Genomic DNA, 20,626 nt, shown 5'->3' on the forward strand with positions numbered 1-20,626 from the left:
CTATGAGATTTAATAAAATTTTTGCCTCGATGTTATTCGTCGGCGCGTCTTTTTCAGGGAATGGTTGGGCAGAGTCTTTCCAACCTTTTGAAGTGACCGACATCCAAGTAGAAGGTTTGCAACGAGTTGCTCTCGGTGCAGCACTATTGAGTTTACCTGTGAAAGTAGGTGACACGGTAGATGAAGTTAAATTACAGCAAGCGATTAAGAGCCTTTACGGTTCAACCAATTTTGAAAACATCAGTGTCAGTCATGAAGACGGTATACTCTATGTAACGGTTAAAGAACGTCCAACTATCAGTATTATCTCGTTTGACGGTAATAAAGATATCAAAGACGAGCAGTTACAAGAAAGCCTTGACGGTTCTGGTGTTAAAGCTGGCGAATCACTTGATAGAACAATGTTGTCTGGTATTGAAAAAGGCCTGCAAGATTTCTATTACGGTGTGGGTAAATACGGTGCCAAAGTTGAAGCGCAAATCATCAACTTGCCGCGTAACCGTGTTGAGCTTAAATTTAAGTTTACCGAAGGTTTAGCGGCTGAAATCCGTCAAATCAACGTAGTAGGTAATACTGTGTTCTCAGACTCTGAGCTCATCAGTATGCTTGAGCTTAAAGACTATGTGGCATGGTGGGATTTATTTGGTGAACGTCGCTACCAAAAGCAAAAGCTACAAGCTGACTTAGAAACCATTAAAACTTATTACCATAATCAAGGCTATATTCGCTTTGAAGTGACTTCAACGCAAGTGGCGATGACACCAGACCGTAAAGGTTTGTACATCACTATTAACGTGAATGAAGGTGAAAAGTACAAGGTGAAAGAAGTTAACTTAATTGGTGACCTAATGGGTCGCGAAGAGTTAATGAGATCTATTTTACCAATTAAAGCGGGTAACATGTACAACGGTGCCGACGTGACATTCACCGAAGAAATGTACAGCAAATACCTTGGCCGCTTTGGTTATGCTTATCCTGAAGTTAAAACCTATCCTGAAATTGATGATGAAACCAAAGAAGTGGTACTCAACATCAATGTTAAGCCGGGTAAGCGCGTGTATGTTCGCTCAATTAACTTCACTGGTAACACGGTTACCAAAGATGAGGTAATGCGCCGCGAATTACGCCAAATGGAAGGTGCGTGGTTGAATTCTGCTCAAATTGAACAGTCTAAACTACGTCTTAACCGTTTAGGTTATTTCGAAACTGTTGATGCAGAAACCATTCAAGTACCGGGCAGTGACGATTTAGTTGATGTCGCAGTGACTGTGAAAGAGCAACCGTCAGGTTCGTTCAACGCAGGTGTCGGTTATGGTACTGAATCTGGTGTGAGTTTGCAGTTTGGCGTTGAGCAAAATAACTTCCTTGGCACTGGTAACCAAGCTGGTTTTAGCGTAAACACTAACAAATATTCTAAAAGTGCTAACTTGTCTTATACCGACCCATACTTTACTAAGGATGGTGTCAGTTTAGGTGGTAGCGTTTACTGGAACGAGTTTGATGCCAACGAGGCTAACCTTGAGCGCTATAAGAATAAATCTTATGGTGTAGCGTTAAACTCTGGATTCCCGATTAACGAATCTAACCGTTTGAACGGTGGTATTGGTTATCGTCATAATACTATTTCAGAAATCTCTGCTTATGAACAAGCGTTGCGTTTCTATAATGTGTATCGTGAAACTGATGATCCTAATTCAGACTTAAGTTTTGATAACTTTGAATTGAATGCCGGTTGGTACCGCAGCACACTTAACCGTGGTACGTTCCCGACAGATGGTTCGTCGCAACGTTTAAGCGGTAAAATGACCGTGCCAGGTTCTGACTTACAGTACTTTAAAACGGATTTCGATACCAACTTCTACTTCCCTTTGACACCTCAGCATGGGTTTGTATTATTGGCTCGCGCCCGTTTAGGTTATTCAAACGGTTATGGTCAGTTTAACGACAACGATCAAATCTTACCGTTCTGGGAAAACTATTATTCTGGTGGTAGCAGTTCGTTACGTGGCTTTAAGTCTAACTCAGTAGGCCCTCGTTCGTTCTATTTATACCGTGGTAGTGAGCAATGTGCGCCTGATGTTTCTGGTGATGGTTGTAGTTTGCCTGGTGACCCAAATACCATTCAGGTGAGTTCTGGCCGTTCAATTGGTGGTAACGCCATTGCAACAGCAAGCTTTGAAATGATTGTTCCGACACCATTCCTTGATGAAGCTTACACTAACTCAGTGCGAACCAGTTTCTTCGTTGATGCGGGTAACGTATGGGATACTGAGTTTGATTATGACTCATATCGGACTTTACCAGCGGATCAGTTCTCTAAGTTAGAAGACTATAGCGATCCAGAACGCTTACGTGCCTCATGGGGTATGAGCGTGCAGTGGTTATCACCAATGGGCCCTATGGTATTTAGTTTAGCTTGGCCGCTGAAAGAATATGAAGATGACGAGACAGAGATTTTCTCATTCAATATTGGCAAAACGTTCTAAAACAAATACACTCGGCAGGTTTTGCTGATAACAACAAGTTTAACAAGGAGTCTACTTTGAAAAAGATGGTAAATCGCGCATTAATTACATTGGCATTGTTTGCTACCCCTATGCTAGCCCAAGCGGAAAAACTCGCTGTGGTTGATATGGGTGAAGTGTTCGAGCAGTTGCCACAGCGCGAACAAATTTCTAAATCATTAAAAGCTGAGTTTGGTGACCGTGTTGCTGAAGTCCAAAAAATGCAAGAAGAAATGCGTTCTTTGGTTGAGAAACAACAACGTGACGGCGCCTTAATGAGCGATTCACAAAAGACTGAATTAGTACGTAAAATGGAATCATTAAAGTCTGAATTCCAGTTGAAAGGCAAAGCATTAGATGAAGACATGCGTCGTCGTCAAGGTGAAGAGCAAAACAAACTATTAGTTCAAGTTCAAAAAGCGATTAATACCATCGCTGGTAAAGAAAAATACGACATGGTGCTACAACGTGGCGCAGTTATTTTTGTTAAGCCAGAAGCTGACATCAGCAGCAAAGTGGTAGAAGCCTTAAGCAAAGGCAAATAATAAGTATGCAAAAAGTGACTTTAAAAGAGCTTAGCCAACTATTAGGGGCAACGATTAAAGGCGACGCCACGCTGGAAATAACCAGTGTCGCTACCCTTGAAAGTGCAACTAAAGGCCAACTCTCTTTTTTAGCCAATAGTAAGTACCGTGCTCAGCTTGAGGCAACTCAAGCTAGTGCGGTATTGCTGAGCGAAAAAGAAGCAAGTGGTTATCATGGTAACGCCCTGATTGTTAGCGATCCTTACATAGGGTTTGCTCGAGTAGCGCAATTACTTGATACCACCCCAAAAGAAACACCTGGTATTCATCCTTCGGCTCAAATAGATGCATCAGCCATTTTAGGTGACGGTGTGGCTATTGGTGCAAATGCAGTGATAGGTGCCAATGTTATTTTGGGTGAAAATGTCCAGATTGGTCCAGGTTGTGTGGTGGGTGAAACCAGTATTATTGGTTCAAACACGCGTCTTTGGGCGAACGTGAGCGTTTATCATAATGTCCATATTGGCCATCATTGCATCGTCCATTCAGGGACTGTTATTGGCTCTGATGGTTTTGGTTATGCCAATGAGCGCGGTAACTGGATTAAAATTCCACAAACCGGCGGCGTTCGGATTGGCAATCATGTCGAAATTGGCGCATGTACTTCCATTGACCGTGGTGCGTTGTCGCATACCGAGATCCACGATGGTGTGATTATCGACAACCAAGTTCAAATTGCTCATAATGTCATTATCGGCCAAAATACTGCAATGGCTGGCGGCTCTATTATTGCCGGCAGTTCTACCATTGGTAAATATTGTATCCTCGGTGGCGGTAGTGCTGTTGCTGGACACCTGAGTGTCGCTGATGGTGTACACATATCAGGCGGAACAAACGTGACCAGCATTATCCGTGAAAAAGGTGTGTATTCGTCTGCTACCATCGCAATGGAAAATAAATTATGGCGTCGAAACACTGTTCGTTTCCGTCAATTAGATGAATTATTTAGCCGAGTGAAAACCCTCGAGAAAAGTGCTAAGGGCACAGAATAATTGTAATTCTGCCTTATTTAAGGAATGTAGTGTGTCAAACCAATTAAACACCATGGATATTAAAGAGATACTTAAATATCTGCCTCATAGATATCCATTTTTGTTGATCGATCGTGTATTGGACTTTACTGTAGGTGAGCACTTACATGCGATTAAAAATGTCACCATTAATGAGCCTTTTTTTCAGGGACATTTTCCGATACAGCCTGTTATGCCTGGCGTGCTCATTTTAGAAGCCATGGCACAAGCAACGGGTTTACTTGCCTTTAAAACCATGAGTACAGAGCCGTCTCCAGAGGTACTGTATTATTTTGCTGGTATTGATAAAGCGCGTTTCAAACGTGTTGTTGAGCCAGGCGACCAAATACATTTTCACGTTAAAATGATTAAAGAGCGTCGCGGTATTGGTGTGTTTGTTGGTGAAGCCTTGGTTGATGGTGAACTGGTTTGTTCTGCTGAAATCATGTGTGCACGTAGAGAGATTAAGAAGTGATAGATAAATTAGCGTTTGTTCACCCAACAGCCAAAATTGGTAATAACGTCACTATTGGTCCTTGGACCTACATTGGTGAAAACGTTGAAATCGGCGACGACACATGGATAAGTTCTCATGTTGTGGTTAAAGGTCCAACGGTTATCGGTAAAGGTAATCGTATTTTTCAATTCTCTTCAGTTGGTGAAGAGTGTCAAGATAAAAAGTACGCAGGCGAACAAACTCGCTTAATTATCGGCGACAATAACATCATTCGTGAGTCGGTTACCATTCACCGTGGTACGACCCAAGATAAAGGTGAAACTCGCATCGGTTCTAACTGTCTGTTTATGGCGTATGTTCATATTGCCCACGACTGTTTTGTCGGTGATAACGTTATTATGGCCAATAATGCTTCAATTGCGGGTCATGTACATGTTGGCGATTGGGTTATTTTGGGCGGCATGACTGGTGTGCATCAGTTTGTACATATTGGCGCGCATGCCTTTACCGCGGGTGCTTCACTTATTTTGCAAGATGTTCCTCCATTTGTGATGGCTGCTGGTTCTCCTGCAGTACCGCGTGGATTAAACTTAGAAGGCTTAAAACGCCGTGGTTTTACCAAAGAAAACCAACGAGCAATCTTGAGTGCGTACAAAGCGGTTTTCCGTAAGAGTTTAACCATTGAAGAAGCTAACGCTGAATTAATCGAGGCCGCTGAAAAAGACATCAATGTGAAAGCATTTATGGAATTTATCAACCACTCTGCTCGTGGCATTATTCGATAGACGGAAACGATGACCAACTCTCCTTCAAAAGTATTCGCCATTGTCGCCGGAGAAATCTCCGGCGATATTTTAGGTGCCGGTTTAGTTAATTCACTCAAAAAACGCTACCCTGATGCACGCTTTATTGGCATTGGTGGCCCTCGAATGCAAGCTCTAGGGTTTGAGAGTTTATTCCCAATGGAAGAACTGTCGATCATGGGCTTAGTCGAAGTGTTATCACATTTACCTCGACTGCTTCATATTCGTTCAAGTCTCGTGAAACAAATTACTGAATTAGCGCCAGACTGTTTTATTGGTATTGATGCGCCCGATTTTAATATTGGCGTAGAGCTTAAATTAAAAGCCAAAGGGATTAAAACAGTCCATTATGTCAGCCCGTCAGTATGGGCTTGGCGTCCAAAACGTATATTTAAAATTGCTAAAGCCACTAATATGGTGTTGTCGTTATTGCCGTTTGAGAAAGCGTTTTACGACCAACATCAAGTACCTTGTACCTTTGTGGGGCACACACTTGCGGACGATATTCCGATGCACAGTGATAAGCTGGCTGCGCGGCAGTTATTAGGATTAGATCCTAATGCTGAATACTTGGCAGTATTGCCAGGGTCCAGAGGCGGAGAGCTAAAGCAATTAGCTGAACCATTTATAAAAGCTGCTCAGTTAGTTAAGCAAACCTTTCCAGACATCAAATTTGTCACCCCAGTGGTTAATGATGCTCGTCGACAACAATTTCTTGCTGCACTGGAGGAGTTTGCTCCCGATCTAGAAGTCACTATTGTTGAAGGTCAATCTCGCGAAGTCATGGCTGCTGCAGATTGTATTTTATTAGCATCTGGCACCGCGACATTAGAGGCCATGCTGGTTAAACGTCCTATGGTTGTGTCGTATCGGGTTAGCCCAATTACATACGCCATCGCGATTAAAATGATGAAAATCAAAAATTATTCGTTGCCTAATTTACTCGCAAACGACACCATCGTGCCAGAACTGATGCAAGCTAATTGCCAACCACAGTTAATTGCCGATGCGATAATCAACCAGCTTAATCAAGATTTTGCACCGCTAAATACCCGCTTTGAAGAATTACATCAATTGCTAAAGTGTAATGCCAGCGAGCGAGCTGCAGATGCTGTAGTAGCATTATTACCAGCGCCGTAACCTGACTAGGATAAGCTAATATGTCGACATTATCGGTTGTGATAAAAGGTATTACCCCTGAACAAGTAGCCATTATTTCACAAGGGCTTGTTGCTGGTGTTGACGAAGTTGGACGTGGTCCATTGGTTGGCGATGTGGTCACTGCCGCGGTGATATTAGATCCGAATAAACCGATTGTTGGCCTTAATGATTCTAAGAAGCTTAGCGAGAAACGTCGTAATTCCTTATATCAACAGATTATGGATAATGCGCTAAGTGTCAGTATTGGCCGTGCCAGCCCTGCTGAAATCGATGAGCTGAATATTTTGCATGCCACCATGTTGGCCATGCAGCGCGCAGTAGCCGGGTTATCCATTTTACCAGAACGAGTGCTGGTTGATGGTAATCGGGTACCGGATTTTGGTATTGCCAGTCATGCGATAATTAAAGGCGACGGCTTAGTGGCTGCTATTAGTGCGGCATCCATTATTGCCAAAGTCACTCGTGATGCCGAGATGGACGCGTTAGACAATCTGCACCCGCAGTATGGCTTTGCTAAGCATAAAGGGTACCCAACCAAAGCGCACTTTGAAGCGCTAGCCTTGTATGGTGTGTTGCCTGAGCATCGTAGAAGTTTTAAACCTGTTGCGGAGCGTATATTGCTTCAGGATACATTTTGATAATAGCCAAATTAAGCGAGTTTATCGTTGGATAACATCGCGTAGTTTGGTAGTCTAAATCCCGCATTTTCGTGTTGTTTCATTCATCTTTTTCGAAGAAAAAATATTCTATGTCCGATCCTCGTTTTGTTCATTTGCGCGTCCACAGTGATTATTCAATGTCAGATGGCGTTGCTAAAGTTAAACCTATTATTGCAGCTGCTGAAAATCAGGGGATGGCAGCAATAGCGTTAACTGATCAAAACAACTTTTGTGGTTTGGTTAAGTTTTATGGTGCTTGTAATGGTGCGGGGATCAAACCGATCATTGGCGCAGATTTTTGGGTGCAAACACCTGGTTTTGAAAAAGAATTTTGCGCCTTAACCATTATTGCGATGAACAATGAAGGTTACCAAAATCTGACTCAGTTGATCAGTGAAGCTTATCTTCGTGGTCATGTCGATAACCGAGTGGTGATCGACCAAGATTGGTTAGTCAAATATAACAGTGGCTTGATCATTATCTCAGGTGCCAAAGATGGCGACGTCGGTAAGGCATTATTAAAAGGTAATCAAAACCAAGTAGAGTCGCTGATTGCCTTTTATCAACAACACTTTGAAGATCGCTATTACCTCGAGCTTATCCGCACTGGTCGTGCCCATGAAGAACGCTATTTACACATGGCGGTTGAGCTAGCATCAACCAAAGGTTTACCTGTAGTTGCCACTAACCAAGTGGTGTTTTTAAAACAAGATGACTTTGAAGCACATGAAATCCGGGTGGCTATTCATGATGGTTTTACCTTAGTCGATCCTCGTCGCCCTAAAACCTATAGCGATCAACAATATCTGCGCACCGAAGATGAAATGATTGCATTATTTGCCGATATTCCGTCAGCAATTCAAAACAGCGTTGAAATTGCGAAACGCTGTAATGTCACCATTCGCCTAAATGAATACTTTTTGCCTAATTTCCCTACTGGCGACTTATCCATTGAAGATTTCTTGGTTAACGTGTCCGTTAAAGGCTTAGAAGAACGTCTTGAGTTTTTATTTCCAGCTCCACAAGTTCGCGCCGAAAAACGTGTCGAATATGACGAACGCCTCGAGATTGAACTGAAAGTCATTAACCAGATGGGTTTCCCTGGTTACTTCCTTATCGTGATGGAGTTTATTCAGTGGGGCAAAGACAACGGCATTCCAGTTGGTCCCGGCCGTGGTTCGGGTGCGGGTTCATTAGTCGCATACGCGCTTAAAATTACCGACTTAGATCCACTAGAATACGATTTACTGTTCGAACGATTCTTGAACCCTGAACGTGTATCCATGCCCGATTTCGACGTCGACTTTTGTATGGACCGACGCGACGAAGTCATTGATCACGTTGCCGAGTTATACGGCCGAGAAGCGGTATCACAGATTATTACCTTTGGTACTATGGCGGCCAAAGCCGTTGTGCGCGATGTAGGCCGCGTATTAGGTCATCCTTACGGCTTTGTTGAACGGTTAACTAAATTAATCCCCGCAGAACCAGGGATGACATTGGCGAAAGCCTTTGAAGTTGAACCCGCGCTTCCTGAAGCCTATGACGGCGATGAAGACGTTAAAGAGCTTATCGATATGTGTCGCCGCTTAGAAGGCGTAACACGTAACGCGGGTAAGCATGCCGGTGGTGTGGTTATCGCACCGACTCGAATTACCGATTTTGCACCGCTATATTGCGATGCCGAAGGCTTAAACCCAGTAACACAATTTGATAAAAATGACGTTGAAACTGCTGGTCTGGTTAAGTTCGATTTCTTGGGCTTACGTACCTTAACCATTATTGATTGGGCATTGCAGATGATTAATCCGCGCCTGATTAAAGAAGGTAAAGACCCCGTTAGTATCGAAGCCATTCCGCTTGCCGATCCTGCCTGTTTTAGATTACTGCAACGCTACGAAACAACCGCGGTATTCCAGCTGGAATCTCGCGGTATGAAAGACCTGATTAAACGTCTGCAGCCCGACTGTTTTGAAGACATGATTGCACTCGTGGCACTTTTCCGCCCAGGTCCTTTGCAATCAGGCATGGTTGACAACTTTATTGAACGTAAGCATGGCCGTGAAGAAGTGTCATACCCAGATGCAGAATATCAGCATGAGTCACTAAGAGAGTTATTGTCACCGACCTACGGCATCATTTTGTACCAAGAGCAGGTCATGCAGATTGCTCAGGTATTGTCGGGTTACACCCTAGGCGGCGCGGATATGCTCCGTCGTGCAATGGGTAAGAAAAAACCTGAAGAAATGGCAAAGCAGCGCGGCACGTTTAAAGAAGGGGCGATTAATAACGGCGTCGACGGCGACTTGTCGATGAAAATCTTCGACTTAGTGGAAAAGTTCGCCGGTTACGGTTTTAACAAATCGCATTCTGCCGCTTATGCACTGGTGTCGTATCAAACCTTATGGCTAAAAACCCATTTCCCATCGCAGTTTATGGCCGCGGTAATGTCTGCCGACATGGACAACACCGACAAAATCGTCACCTTGGTTGACGAATGTGAACGCATGGGCTTGCCGCTAATTCCGCCCGATGTCAACAAAGGCTTATTCAAGTTTACGGTCGATGACGACCTTAATATTGTTTATGGTATCGGCGCGATTAAAGGCGTCGGTGAAGGCCCGGTAGATTCTATTTTAACAGCCCGTAAAAATGGACCGTTTACCGACCTGTTCGATTTTTGTGCTCGAATTGATTTAAAAAAACTCAATAAGCGAGTAATTGAAAAGCTTATCCTTGCAGGCGCCTTAGACACATTAGGCCCGCATCGAGCATCAATGATGGCGACCTTGCCTCAAGCGATTAGTGCCGCGGCGCAACATGCTAAAGCAGAAGCTACTGGCCAAAATGACATGTTTGGTTTACTCAATAGTGAACCTGAAGACAGTAAGCAAAACTTTGTCCATTGTACTCCGTGGCCAGACAAAATCTGGTTGGAAGGTGAGCGCGAAACATTAGGACTTTACCTTACTGGTCACCCTATTAATCAGTATTTAAAAGAACTGAAGCAATACACTAATGGCCGCTTAAAAGACATTCACCCAACCGAGCGCGGTAAAACCGTAAAAGCAGCTGGTCTAGTGGTGGCAACACGGGTGATGATCACTAAGCGTGGCTCTAAAATGGGCTTAGTCACATTAGATGATAAAAGTGCCCGTTTAGAAGTCATGCTATTTACCGAACCGTTTGAAAAGTTTGGCCACATGCTCGAAAAAGATCGCATTCTTATTTGTGAAGGTGATGTCAGCTTTGATGATTTCTCTGGCGGCAATCGCATGAACGCCCGTAATATCATTGAAATTGGCGAAGCGCGCAGTCACTTTGCCAAAGCGGTTGAAATCAATGTTCATGGCGATGATGTCACGCCTGAGTGGTTACAAACCTTTGAGCAAACATTAACACCGTGGCGTAAGGGCGCTGTGCCTGTGGTGATTAACTACACCAAACAGCAAGCCAGCGGCAAAATCGTGTTAGGTGAAGAGTGGCGAGTTAATCCCAGTGATGAGTTAATGTTAGCCCTCGAAAGCATGCTTGGTTCAACTAACGTCAAAATCGTGTTTAATTAGGCGCGCATCATGATTGAAAAGTCTTCGTTAACAGAGCAAATGAGTGCACCACAACTGCTAAGTTTGCTCGAACAAGCGATATTACCCCTTTATCAAATGAATGTAGTTAAAGGTGAATCATCGCCTAAGTTAGTACTGGCTTACAGTGGCGGCGTTGACTCAGAGGTGCTCGCGTGTGGATTAAGTGCCTTGGCACACAAACATCCGCATATTGCTTGCCTGCTTATTCATGTTCATCATGGGCTAAGTGCCAATGCTGACATTTGGGTACAGCACTGTATCACTCGGGCTAATCATTATCAGCTGCCAGTGCAGATTGAGCGAGTTAAGGTTGAAAAGGGCCCTCGGCAGAGTTTAGAGGCGCAAGCCCGCGATGCTCGTTACCAAGCATTTGACCGTTATCTTAATCCCGGTGACATTTTACTGACCGCCCATCATCAAGATGATCAACTTGAAACCTTATTACTCGCGTTAAAACGTGGTCAAGGCCCAAAAGGGTTGGCGGCAATGGGGGCGATACAAGCTTACAAACAAGCTTGGCTAGTTAGACCGTTATTGGATATCAGCCGCGATCAAATCGAGCAATTTGCGGCGCAAAAACAACTATCCCATATTGAAGATGAAAGTAACCAAGACGACAGCTTTGATAGAAATTTTTTACGCCTGGATATCATTCCAAGATTAAAACAGCGTTGGCCAAGTATTGCGACCACCGCAGGGCGTAGCGCCGCATTATGTGCCGAGCAGCAACAGGTTATTGACGACGAAGTGAGTCATCGCTTACCCGAGTGGTTAATAGTGCCCGGCGATACAAATGCATTAATGACCGAATCAACCGGGTTTAAACTCACCGGGTTTGGTAAATTGAGTGCCGCTTGGCAAGCATTACTGTTTCGCGGTTATTTAATTCATTGTGGCGTTAGTTTACCTTCGCAAGCGCAATTACAGCAGATCCTGTCACAACTGTTAGCGGCTAAAGACGACGCTAACATGTCGATTCAGTGGGGCGATTATCAAGTTAAACGTTTTGCTGGTATCGCTTATGTGGTTAGCCATAAAGAGCTCGACGCTATTGATGCAAGTACAGTTCAACAACCATTTGAGCAACTGCTTAAAGGCGAGCTGCAACAGATAGTGTGCCGAGTTGGGCACAAGCAATGCCAGCTGGGCCTGCAAATCGCCACAGACAATACGCCGCTACTTGCTTTACCCAATAATACCGCCGTGAGCATACGCTTTGGCGCGGCAGGTTCAATTAAATGTCAGCCACAATTTGCCACATCACAACGGCAAAAACCGCGCGAATTAAAGAAACTGTGGCAAGAATGCAATATCCCGCCATGGCGTAGACCACAAATCCCGTTAGTTTTTTATGGTGACACCTTAGTCGCCGCCGTTGGTTTATGGGTCGACAAACGCTATTTAGCGCAAACGGGTGATCAAGGGATTTGTATACCGCTTTTTGACGCACGATGAAGAGTGATTACGGCAGGTCAAGACGATAACAAGCGATAGAAACAGGCAAAAGCGGTAACAGTCGGCCAAGATGATAACAAGCGGTTACAACAAGCAAAAGCGGTAACAGTCTGCCAAGATGATAACAAGCGATAACAACGGATAAATCGCTAGGTGCTAGGCCGCTTCGCGACTAGATGCTATAAAAGCGGTAGTACTGCTGATGGCTTCAGACTATATTATTGAATTCGGCCTTTATTGCCGCGAAGCGTTCTAGCAGGACGAAGTCCGCTCTAGTCCCTAGCATCTGTTACAATAAATTTTCTTAATACTCAACAGAGGATGTTGTCTGTGAATACCTTTCGTTTATTAGCCGTGTTTGGTGCGTTTTTGCTGCCAAGCGTAAATGCTACGCCGTTTCAATTTGATCAAAAAACCTATCGTCAAGATGTGCAAACCTTAGCAAGTGATGAATTTGAAGGTCGTGGACCATTGTCCCATGGTGAAAAACTGACGGTTGAGTATTTAGAAAACGCCTACAAAGCAATGGGACTCGCTCCAGGTTTTGGTGACAGTTATCGTCAAGCTGTGCCAATGGCTAAAATTACTGCCGATCAAACAATGCAGCTGAGTATGGGGGATTTAGTGTTTAACAACGGCACTGACTTCACCGCACGTACTGAACAAGTTCAGCCTCAAGTGAATGTAGATAACAGCGATGTAGTGTTTGTTGGCTATGGTATTAATGCGCCAGAATATCAATGGAATGATTACGCCAACATTGACGTTAAAGGCAAAACCGTGATTATGCTGGTCAATGACCCAGGCTTTGCGACTCAAGATCCTGCCATCTTTAAAGGCAATGCCATGACCTATTATGGCCGCTGGACTTATAAGTATGAAGAAGCAGCAAGGCAGGGCGCCAAAGCGGTGTTTATTGTCCACGAAACTGCACCCGCAGCCTACGGTTGGAACGTCGTTGAAAACAGCAACACTAATACTAAATACACCTTAGTTGATGATCAAAATAATCAATCACACATTGGCGTCATGGGTTGGATCCAGCACCAAACCGCGCAAAAAGTGTTTCAAGCAGCAGGCTTAGACTTTGATAAAGTCAAACTCACCGCAGCAAAAGCGGGTTTTCAGTCTATACCACTTAAACTCAAAGCCAATTTAGCAGTAAAAAATACCATTGAATTAGCCACCTCATATAACGTAGCAGGGCTGATACCAGGTACCAGCCAAGCCGACGAATGGTTAGTCATGCATGCCCATTGGGATCATTTAGGTAAAACCTTGCAAGATGGTAAAACGGTTATTTTAAACGGCGCCGTCGACAATGCCTCTGGCGTTGCTGGTGTATTGCAATTAGCGCGTCATTTTAAAGCGCAAAATAAAGCACCTAAACGCTCTATTCTGTTTACTGCATTTACCGCAGAAGAAACAGGACTCATTGGCGCGCAATACTTTGCTGCCAATCCTCCGGTACCGACTAAACAACTGGTATCGTTTTTAAACATAGACGGCATGAATGTAGGCAATGGTGTTAATTACATCCTGCGTTATGGCCAAGGCGTATCAGAACTTGAAACCTATTTAGATGATGCCGCCAAAGCACAAGGCCGCACTGTAAAGGCTGATCCTCGTCCACAAAATGGCTTAATGTTCCGTTCAGACCACTTTGCCTTAGCCCAACAAGGCGTCCCCGGGTTAATGTTCATGAGCTTAGGCGACACCGACCCAGACTACATTGCCCATAAGTACCATCAAGGCGCAGACGATTACGATGCCAGCTGGAATTTAGGCGGGGTAGAGCAAGACCTCGCTTTAATCAGCTACATCATTGAAAAGCTTGCCAACAACAACGACTGGCCAAAATGGATCGAAGATTCAGACTTTAAAAAACGCAGAGCGATGGACGGTAAATAACCGTAGTGTATTTTTATTTGAAATGGCCTGCGGCCACTAAGGTCGTGGCGCTTCGCCCACACCAGACTTTTTCAAACTTCGTTTGAATTGAGATCGCAAGGTTCCACCCTACATGGGCTGATACATATGGCCTGCGGCCACCAACGTCGTGGCGCTTCACCCACACCAGACCAAGAGGAAACCAACGGCTGTTCCCTCTTGGAACTCCCAGCCGCCCCGCAACATTTTCGCTATTTACAAAACAACAGCTGCGAAAAGGTCGCCATGGGGATTGATCCAGCTTTGGGCTTTATTTGGAATCGGCTTCGGACTTATTCGAAAATGCTAACGCTTCCGATGGTACATCCTGTACCGCGAAAGCTAGCCTGACGTCCTGTCAGGCTCACGCTATTTTCTTCAACGTCCTCAAGTTCAGAGTTGAGACCCATTACAAGCAAGGCATATAACTCGTTTCTGCCGCGAAACTAGTTGAAGAGTATTGCCAATGATACAAAAATATAGAGCAAGTTTTGTTTAATGAAATATCGTGGTTAACACTATTTCTTTGCAATATGACTTAATTTTTAAATATTAGAATGCGTTACATAAATATATGAAGTATCTTCGTGTAACAAAATAAAATGGAGAAGCTTATGTTCAAGGATGTCGAACTCTATCAAATTACTTTATTAGTTTTAGCTGTTCTATCTTGTGTGACATTTTTTATGGTTTACTCAACATCACGTAAACGTAAAGAACTAACTATTGAAATTGAACGTAAAGAAAAAGCGCTGAAAAGTAAACCGATTGATCAACTTATACTTGATTTACAGAAATCATATCAAAACATCGAACATAAGCTATCTACAGGGATGCTTGTATATAATGAGTTAAATAAAAAACTAGCTCATATTAATGGACAATTAAAATTTATCGATGTTGGATTGTTTCCTCCTACATTCAATTTTGATGATAGTGAATCACTGAAAAAGCATATTGAAGATTGTTTAGAAGTACAATTCGAATCAATCAGGAATAGTAGAGCGACAACTGCATATTCTAACTGGGAGTGGTTTGGCAGTAAAAGTGAAGGTGCTAAGATGGTTAGTTCTTATCGAAACCTTTTGTTAAAAGCATTTAATGCTGAGTTTGATTTCATTCGAAAGCAAATGCGTCATTCAAGTTATGATATAGCACTGAAAAAACTATATAAGCTTGAAGAGCAATTATCAAAACTTGGTGAAACAGCAAGAGTTGCTATTTCAAGTGATTATTTAAAGCTTAAAGTAAATGAGCTTTCAGTTTGGCATCGTGAGCTCCAACACAAAGAAAACCTTAAACAGCAAAAGAAAGAGCAACAGGCTTTAATTAGAGCGCAAGGTAATCAATCAGGTGATCAAGCAGAGGAAATAGGGGATGAACTTTATTATCGTAAATCTGATTTGATAAAAGCTCAGAAGCTTGCCAGTCAATTACACGGTGCTAATGCCGCAGAAATAGAATTAAAAATTTCCCATATTAAGAGTGAAATTAATCAGTTAGAGCGTAAGTTTGAAAGAGCAACATCACAAGCTCAGTTAACAAGAGTTGGTTACATCTATGTCATTTCTAATATTGGTAGCTTTGGTGAAGGAGTTGTGAAGATAGGCATGACAAGGCGCTTAGAACCTATGGATAGAGTAAATGAGTTGGGTGATGCAAGTGTTCCCTTTAAATTTGATGTTCATACACTCACATTCGTTGGTGATGCTCCTGAGATTGAAAGGAAGTTGCATCAAAAGTTTAATGATAGACGTGTGAATGCCGACAATTATCGTAAAGAGTTCTTCAGAGTATCGTTACAACAAGTAACGGAAGCCATGGAAGAATTAGGTATTGAATGTGATTGGTATTTTGATGCAGAAGCAAAAGAATATCGAGAAAGCTTACTCATGCGAAAAGCTCTTAAACATGATGCCTCACAAGCTCAGACTTCATCATATCAGTTACCAGCTTCCATATAGGGGGAATAGCATATGTACATAATTATGTTATTAGCATGTTTATTATCTTATTCAATTTATTTACTTTTGTCATCTCGAACTAAGTTTCTGGCGCTAAAAGAAAAATCTGCTCAGATTCAAATAATGTATCAACCAGTGACGATTGAAGAACAAAAATTAAATGATTTAAACAATAAGTACAGCTCTCTTCAATCAAGTTATCAAGATAATTTAACACTTCTCCGTAAACGTGAAGAATTGTTTTCTAAGTACCATATAAGTATTGGTACATCAGACTCTACGGTATATTCAAAATTGGTTAATAGTAGGGAGCTGAAAGATATAGAAAGTAAATTACACCAGTCCAAAGCTAGACTAAAAGAGATGGTAGGTAAAAAGACTGCTTGTATTTGTAGCATAGGTTCAGATGTTAGAGTTAACGGTAAGAAATCAGAAGCCACTAAATTGTTTAATAGAGAAGTTAAGCTACGACTTCGTTGTTTAGACAATGAATTTAAGGCAGCATCAGCGCTGGTAGCATGGAATAACATAAATCGTTTAATTCAGCGTACTACAGATACATTCAATGAGATTAATGTTTCTGGTACCACAGTTAAAACATATCTGAGTAATGAATACTTAAAGTTAAAAACTGAGGAGTTTCGGTTAAGTTATGAACTAAATCAATTGAATCTAGAAATTAAAGACATTGAACGTGAAGAGGCAAAAATTCTCCGTGAAGCAGAGCGCGAAGAAGGGCGAATAATCGCTGCTGCAGAAAAAGCAGAAAAAGAACGAATTATAATGGAAAAGCTAGTCGCTGAAGAATTGGCTAAATTAGAGTCGAGTACGGAAGAGCAGAAAGCGTTATATAAATTGCATCAGCAGGAATTAGAAATTCTTCGTGAAAAAGAAAGACGAGCTATATCTTTAGCCCAACTGACTCGAGCTGGGTATGTATATGTCATATCGAATGAAATGTCATTTGGCAAAGGAGTCTGTAAAATTGGGATGACTAGAAGGGCTGATCCTAATGATAGGGTAAAAGAGCTTGGTGATGCTTCGGTACCTGAGTTATTCGATGTTCATGCTTTCGTTTTTACCGAAGATGCACCCACCCTTGAAAAATATTTGCACAATAGCTTTGCAGAACAAAGAGTTAATTTAGTTAATAATCGTAAAGAATTCTTCTATGTGATGCCCGCAGACGTGATTGAGCAATTAGAACGGTATGATAAATCAATTAATATCAATTACTTTGACGTTAATTTAAATAAATAGACTGGCTATTGTGTAGTCGTATTACTCTAAACCTAAATGTCAGAGTCATAAACAGTCAGTTAGATTTTTTCCATAAACGAGTTAGTTTTTTATGAAAATGCATAGATTCAACTCTGAACTTGAGGCCGTTGAAGAAAATAGCGTGAAGCTCACATGGATGTGAGCTTAGCTTTCGCGGTACAGGATGTACCATCGGAAGCGTTAGCATTTTCGAATAAGGCCGAAGCAGATTCCGAATGCAGGTCAAAGTTAAATCAATCTCCATGGCGACCTTTTCGTTTTTTGAAAATGTTGCGGGGCGGCTGGGAGTTCCAAGAGGGAATAGCCGTTAATTTCCTCTTGGTCTGGTGTGGGCGAAGCGCCACGACGTTGGTGGCCGCAGGCCATAAGAACAAAGCTGGATTCCAGTTCAACAGCACTACCAGAACGACAGTAAATTTGACCTGATTAAGGTGCAACCTTGCGATCTCAATTCAAACGAAGTTTGAAACTCTGGTGTGGGTGAAGCGCCACGACGTTAGTGCCCGCTGGCCATAAAAAGCTTAACCATCTTAAGCCAAAGATGATTTAACCACTAAACAAGAAACCTGTTTCTGCTTCCCATACTGCATCACTTGCGCCAGCTCTGACTGACTAATCGGTACATACGCTGCATTAATCGCATCTTTTTGTGCTTCAACAAATGGGTCGTGAATAAACATGAACTGCTCGTTGTAACCGCTTAATACCACCCAATGTGGGCCTTTCTCGCCATTAAAGCGATAAGTACTTATCATCAGCAAAACGGCATAACCGCTGTCAATCCAATGTTTAATTTGAACCAGTGTAGGTGCCGCGTTGTGTATCTCAACACCTTGCGAAATCAATTGTTGGCAAAAGTCGTCATGCACAATCGTGATGACGGCTTTTTTATTGCTATCACGGACGCTATCAATAAAAGGAACCGAGGTTGATTGACTGTACATTTCAATTTGTAAGCCGCGCTTAATCGCTGCTAAGGCTAAGCCATGAACACTGCAACCGCCGTGGCCGCTGGTCATAAAAATAGTGGTGGCTTCGCGCCAAATGCTCAGCTCATCAACTCGACTTGGATTATATTGCGGCTTTACCGCACTCATGGCCATCATTAAGCAGGCTGCGCCACAGGTAAATGGGGTGGTTTGTACATACAAAGGCATCTTGATGACTTTGCTTGGCCCTGGTGGGTCTAGGCGTTTGTGCATGCGCACGCCATCAGCCAAGTCGTCATAATAATGCACTAAGGTTTTTAGGACTTTATAACCCATTTTTAAATAAAGATTTTTGGCAGCGATATTGTCGTTTCGCACTTCTAGGCGTAATGTAATGAAACCACGCTCGACTACTGTGTGCTCACATTGTGTGACCAGTTCGAAGGCAATGTTGCGACCTCTAAATTCGCTTGCAACGGCAATAGAGTACAGCCTGGCTAGCCGAGTGCCTCGATGAAATAGCACCAGAGCATAGCCTGCAAGTGTGCCGTCTATTTCGGCCACTAATAAGCTGTCCAGAGGTGAATTGAGAAAGCGTTTCATCTGCCGAGAACTGATTTTATCGCCACTAAATGCATTGTTTTCGATGTGGTTTAGTTGGAGCAAATCGCTGGGGGTCGCTTGACGAATAAGCATGAGTCGGCTCGAGTTGGCAAAACATGATAGTGGCTTAATTTACGCGCTAAACCGCACAAGAGGCAACAGATATTTATGGCTCATTTTTTAATTGTCACCGACGATGTTAATGATTGGCGTCCCTATTTGCCCAGTGACCATATGGTCACGGTTCATGATTATTTAGAAATGGGTGCATTTGCAGATCAAAGCGCCATGCAAGTGATTAACTTGTGTCGTAGTTATGACTATTTAAGCACAGGTTATTACTGCTCGTTAATGGCGGAAGCCCGTGGGCATCGCGTGATCCCTCGGGTAATGACCATTAATGATTTATCTCAGGACCGTTTTTTTAGTTTGCCGCAATCAGGCTTAGATAAGCTGCCAGAGACGGTGAATGAAATCAGCATGAAGCTGTATTTTGGCTATTGTGATAATCCGTTGCTAGACAAGCTTGCGCGTAAAATATTTGAACGCTTTACTGTGCCTGTATTGCAGGTGAATTTGTTAAAAATGTCAGGTAAATGGCAAGTTAACACCATTGAGCCTGCTGCGTTTCAAGATTTAACCGAGCCTGAACAAGATTTATTTGCCAAGTATCTTGAAGTGTTTTCACAAAAAGTATGGCGTTTACCGAAACCGTCGAAACGTTATCGTTACGAAATTGCCATGCTGGTGGATGAGCATGAGAAAATGCCGCCATCAGATAAAGCCGCGTTAAAGTTATTTACTAAGTCGGCTAATCGTATTGGCATGGATTTAGTCCAAATTGGTTCTCATGATCTGGCTCGGTTAAGTGAATTTGATGGTTTGTTTATTCGCTCAACCACCAATATCAGCAACTTTACCTATCGGTTCGCTAAAGCGGCTGAGCAACTTGGGCTAGTGGTAATGGATGATCCTGAATCCATTATGAAGTGTACTAATAAGGTGTTTTTAACCGAACTATTAAACAAACATAAAGTGCCCGTACCCAAAAGTTTAATCTTTAAAGCCTCAGATAAAAACTGGGCCGATAATGTTATTAACACCATAGGGTTACCGATTGTACTTAAAGTACCCGATGGCGCATTTTCGCTCGGGGTGGTTAAAGTTAAAGACCGTGAAACTTTACTTGAACAAGCAGCGATAATCTTTGAGCACAGCGCGCTAATTTTAGCGCAGGCGTTTATGCCAACCGATTATGACTGGCGTATCGGCGTGTTAAATCGCCAACCTATTTATGCCTGTCGTTACTTTATGAGTCGTGGTCATTGGCAGATTTACCAACATCATCAAAGTGGTCGCGTCAGTAGTGGTGATTTTGACTGTATCGATTTGAAGATGGTGCCACAAAATATTGTCGATGCTGCGGTTAAAGCGTCTAATTTAATTGGTGCTGGCTTGTATGGCGTCGACTTAAAAGAAATCGACGGTAAAGCTTATGTGATTGAAGTTAATGACAATCCGAGTATCGACCATGGCGTCGAGGATTTGTTTTTAGGTGATTTAGTGTATGACCGAGTGATGACTGAGTTTTTAAGGCGTATTCAGCTTCGCGGCATGTAATTACCAGACAATAATCAACCAATAAAAAAGACCTGTTAAGGTCTTTTTTTATTAATTAGTTGTTACTACATAAGTATAAG

General features: G+C 42.8%; 14 protein-coding genes. 13 read left to right on the forward strand and 1 reads right to left on the reverse strand.

The window, feature by feature from the left end; translation table 11 throughout:
- The first annotated feature begins 2 nt into the window (after window positions 1–2).
- From bamA to CXF88_RS09640, 12 genes are all read left to right on the forward strand, one after another.
- On the forward strand, window positions 3–2,486 hold the full coding sequence (bamA, locus tag CXF88_RS09585; RefSeq protein ID WP_101086635.1) for an outer membrane protein assembly factor BamA: 2,484 nt from the start codon (window positions 3–5) through the stop codon (window positions 2,484–2,486).
- A gap of 65 nt (window positions 2,487–2,551) precedes the next feature.
- Window positions 2,552–3,049, forward strand: a complete 498-nt coding sequence (locus CXF88_RS09590; protein WP_011636753.1) for an OmpH family outer membrane protein — start codon at window positions 2,552–2,554, stop codon at window positions 3,047–3,049.
- A 5-nt stretch (window positions 3,050–3,054) separates the two neighbouring features.
- Window positions 3,055–4,080: a UDP-3-O-(3-hydroxymyristoyl)glucosamine N-acyltransferase gene (gene lpxD / locus CXF88_RS09595; RefSeq protein ID WP_101086636.1), complete on the forward strand. Its 1,026-nt coding sequence runs from the start codon at window positions 3,055–3,057 to the stop codon at window positions 4,078–4,080.
- 31 nt (window positions 4,081–4,111) lie between these two features.
- Window positions 4,112–4,573: a 3-hydroxyacyl-ACP dehydratase FabZ gene (gene fabZ, locus CXF88_RS09600; protein WP_011636755.1), complete on the forward strand. Its 462-nt coding sequence runs from the start codon at window positions 4,112–4,114 to the stop codon at window positions 4,571–4,573.
- A complete protein-coding gene (gene lpxA, locus CXF88_RS09605) occupies window positions 4,570–5,340 on the forward strand; it encodes an acyl-ACP--UDP-N-acetylglucosamine O-acyltransferase (RefSeq protein ID WP_101086637.1) in 771 nt (256 codons plus the stop codon). The genes fabZ and lpxA overlap by 4 nt, the downstream gene beginning before the upstream one ends.
- A gap of 9 nt (window positions 5,341–5,349) precedes the next feature.
- Window positions 5,350–6,498 carry a lipid-A-disaccharide synthase gene (gene lpxB / locus CXF88_RS09610; RefSeq protein WP_101086638.1) on the forward strand — a complete coding sequence of 383 codons (1,149 nt, stop codon included), beginning with the start codon at window positions 5,350–5,352 and terminating at the stop codon, window positions 6,496–6,498.
- A 20-nt stretch (window positions 6,499–6,518) separates the two neighbouring features.
- Window positions 6,519–7,157 carry a ribonuclease HII gene (gene rnhB, locus CXF88_RS09615; RefSeq protein ID WP_101086639.1) on the forward strand — a complete coding sequence of 213 codons (639 nt, stop codon included), beginning with the start codon at window positions 6,519–6,521 and terminating at the stop codon, window positions 7,155–7,157.
- A 110-nt stretch (window positions 7,158–7,267) separates the two neighbouring features.
- Window positions 7,268–10,744, forward strand: coding sequence for a DNA polymerase III subunit alpha (gene dnaE, locus CXF88_RS09620; protein ID WP_101086640.1), 3,477 nt, complete (start codon window positions 7,268–7,270; stop codon window positions 10,742–10,744).
- Between the two features lie 9 nt (window positions 10,745–10,753).
- Complete coding sequence (gene tilS / locus CXF88_RS09625) at window positions 10,754–12,220, forward strand: tRNA lysidine(34) synthetase TilS (protein WP_101086641.1); 1,467 nt, start codon at window positions 10,754–10,756, stop codon at window positions 12,218–12,220.
- 321 nt (window positions 12,221–12,541) lie between these two features.
- A complete protein-coding gene (locus tag CXF88_RS09630; protein WP_101086642.1) occupies window positions 12,542–14,131 on the forward strand; it encodes a M28 family metallopeptidase in 1,590 nt (529 codons plus the stop codon).
- Window positions 14,132–14,763: 632 nt separating this feature from the next.
- Window positions 14,764–16,113 (forward strand): DUF4041 domain-containing protein, encoded by a 1,350-nt coding sequence (locus tag CXF88_RS09635; RefSeq protein WP_197708430.1) that lies wholly within the window; start codon window positions 14,764–14,766, stop codon window positions 16,111–16,113.
- A 12-nt stretch (window positions 16,114–16,125) separates the two neighbouring features.
- Window positions 16,126–17,373, forward strand: coding sequence for a DUF4041 domain-containing protein (locus CXF88_RS09640; protein WP_101086644.1), 1,248 nt, complete (start codon window positions 16,126–16,128; stop codon window positions 17,371–17,373).
- Window positions 17,374–17,924: 551 nt separating this feature from the next.
- On the opposite strand, the gene CXF88_RS09650 is transcribed toward CXF88_RS09640, so the two are convergent.
- Window positions 17,925–19,019 carry a GNAT family N-acetyltransferase/peptidase C39 family protein gene (locus CXF88_RS09650; RefSeq protein ID WP_101086646.1) on the reverse strand — a complete coding sequence of 365 codons (1,095 nt, stop codon included), beginning with the start codon at window positions 19,017–19,019 and terminating at the stop codon, window positions 17,925–17,927.
- A gap of 75 nt (window positions 19,020–19,094) precedes the next feature.
- Between CXF88_RS09650 and CXF88_RS09655 the strand changes: the two genes are divergently transcribed.
- Window positions 19,095–20,546 (forward strand): RimK family protein, encoded by a 1,452-nt coding sequence (locus CXF88_RS09655; RefSeq protein WP_101086647.1) that lies wholly within the window; start codon window positions 19,095–19,097, stop codon window positions 20,544–20,546.
- The last annotated feature ends 80 nt before the right edge of the window (window positions 20,547–20,626 follow it).

The organism is Shewanella sp. ALD9 (assembly GCF_002836315.1).
GTDB lineage: Bacteria > Pseudomonadota > Gammaproteobacteria > Enterobacterales > Shewanellaceae > Shewanella.

Coding starts and splice junctions, on each gene's coding strand:
- CXF88_RS09635 (WP_197708430.1), top strand. CDS start 14,764: ATGTTCAAGGATGTCGAACTCTATCAAATTACTTTATTAGTTTTAGCT.
- CXF88_RS09640 (WP_101086644.1), top strand. CDS start 16,126: ATGTACATAATTATGTTATTAGCATGTTTATTATCTTATTCAATTTAT.
- dnaE (WP_101086640.1), top strand. CDS start 7,268: ATGTCCGATCCTCGTTTTGTTCATTTGCGCGTCCACAGTGATTATTCA.
- CXF88_RS09630 (WP_101086642.1), top strand. CDS start 12,542: ATGTTGTCTGTGAATACCTTTCGTTTATTAGCCGTGTTTGGTGCGTTT.
- tilS (WP_101086641.1), top strand. CDS start 10,754: ATGATTGAAAAGTCTTCGTTAACAGAGCAAATGAGTGCACCACAACTG.
- bamA (WP_101086635.1), top strand. CDS start 3: ATGAGATTTAATAAAATTTTTGCCTCGATGTTATTCGTCGGCGCGTCT.
- CXF88_RS09650 (WP_101086646.1), bottom strand. CDS start 19,019: ATGCTTATTCGTCAAGCGACCCCCAGCGATTTGCTCCAACTAAACCAC.
- CXF88_RS09655 (WP_101086647.1), top strand. CDS start 19,095: ATGGCTCATTTTTTAATTGTCACCGACGATGTTAATGATTGGCGTCCC.
- lpxD (WP_101086636.1), top strand. CDS start 3,055: ATGCAAAAAGTGACTTTAAAAGAGCTTAGCCAACTATTAGGGGCAACG.
- lpxB (WP_101086638.1), top strand. CDS start 5,350: ATGACCAACTCTCCTTCAAAAGTATTCGCCATTGTCGCCGGAGAAATC.
- rnhB (WP_101086639.1), top strand. CDS start 6,519: ATGTCGACATTATCGGTTGTGATAAAAGGTATTACCCCTGAACAAGTA.
- CXF88_RS09590 (WP_011636753.1), top strand. CDS start 2,552: ATGGTAAATCGCGCATTAATTACATTGGCATTGTTTGCTACCCCTATG.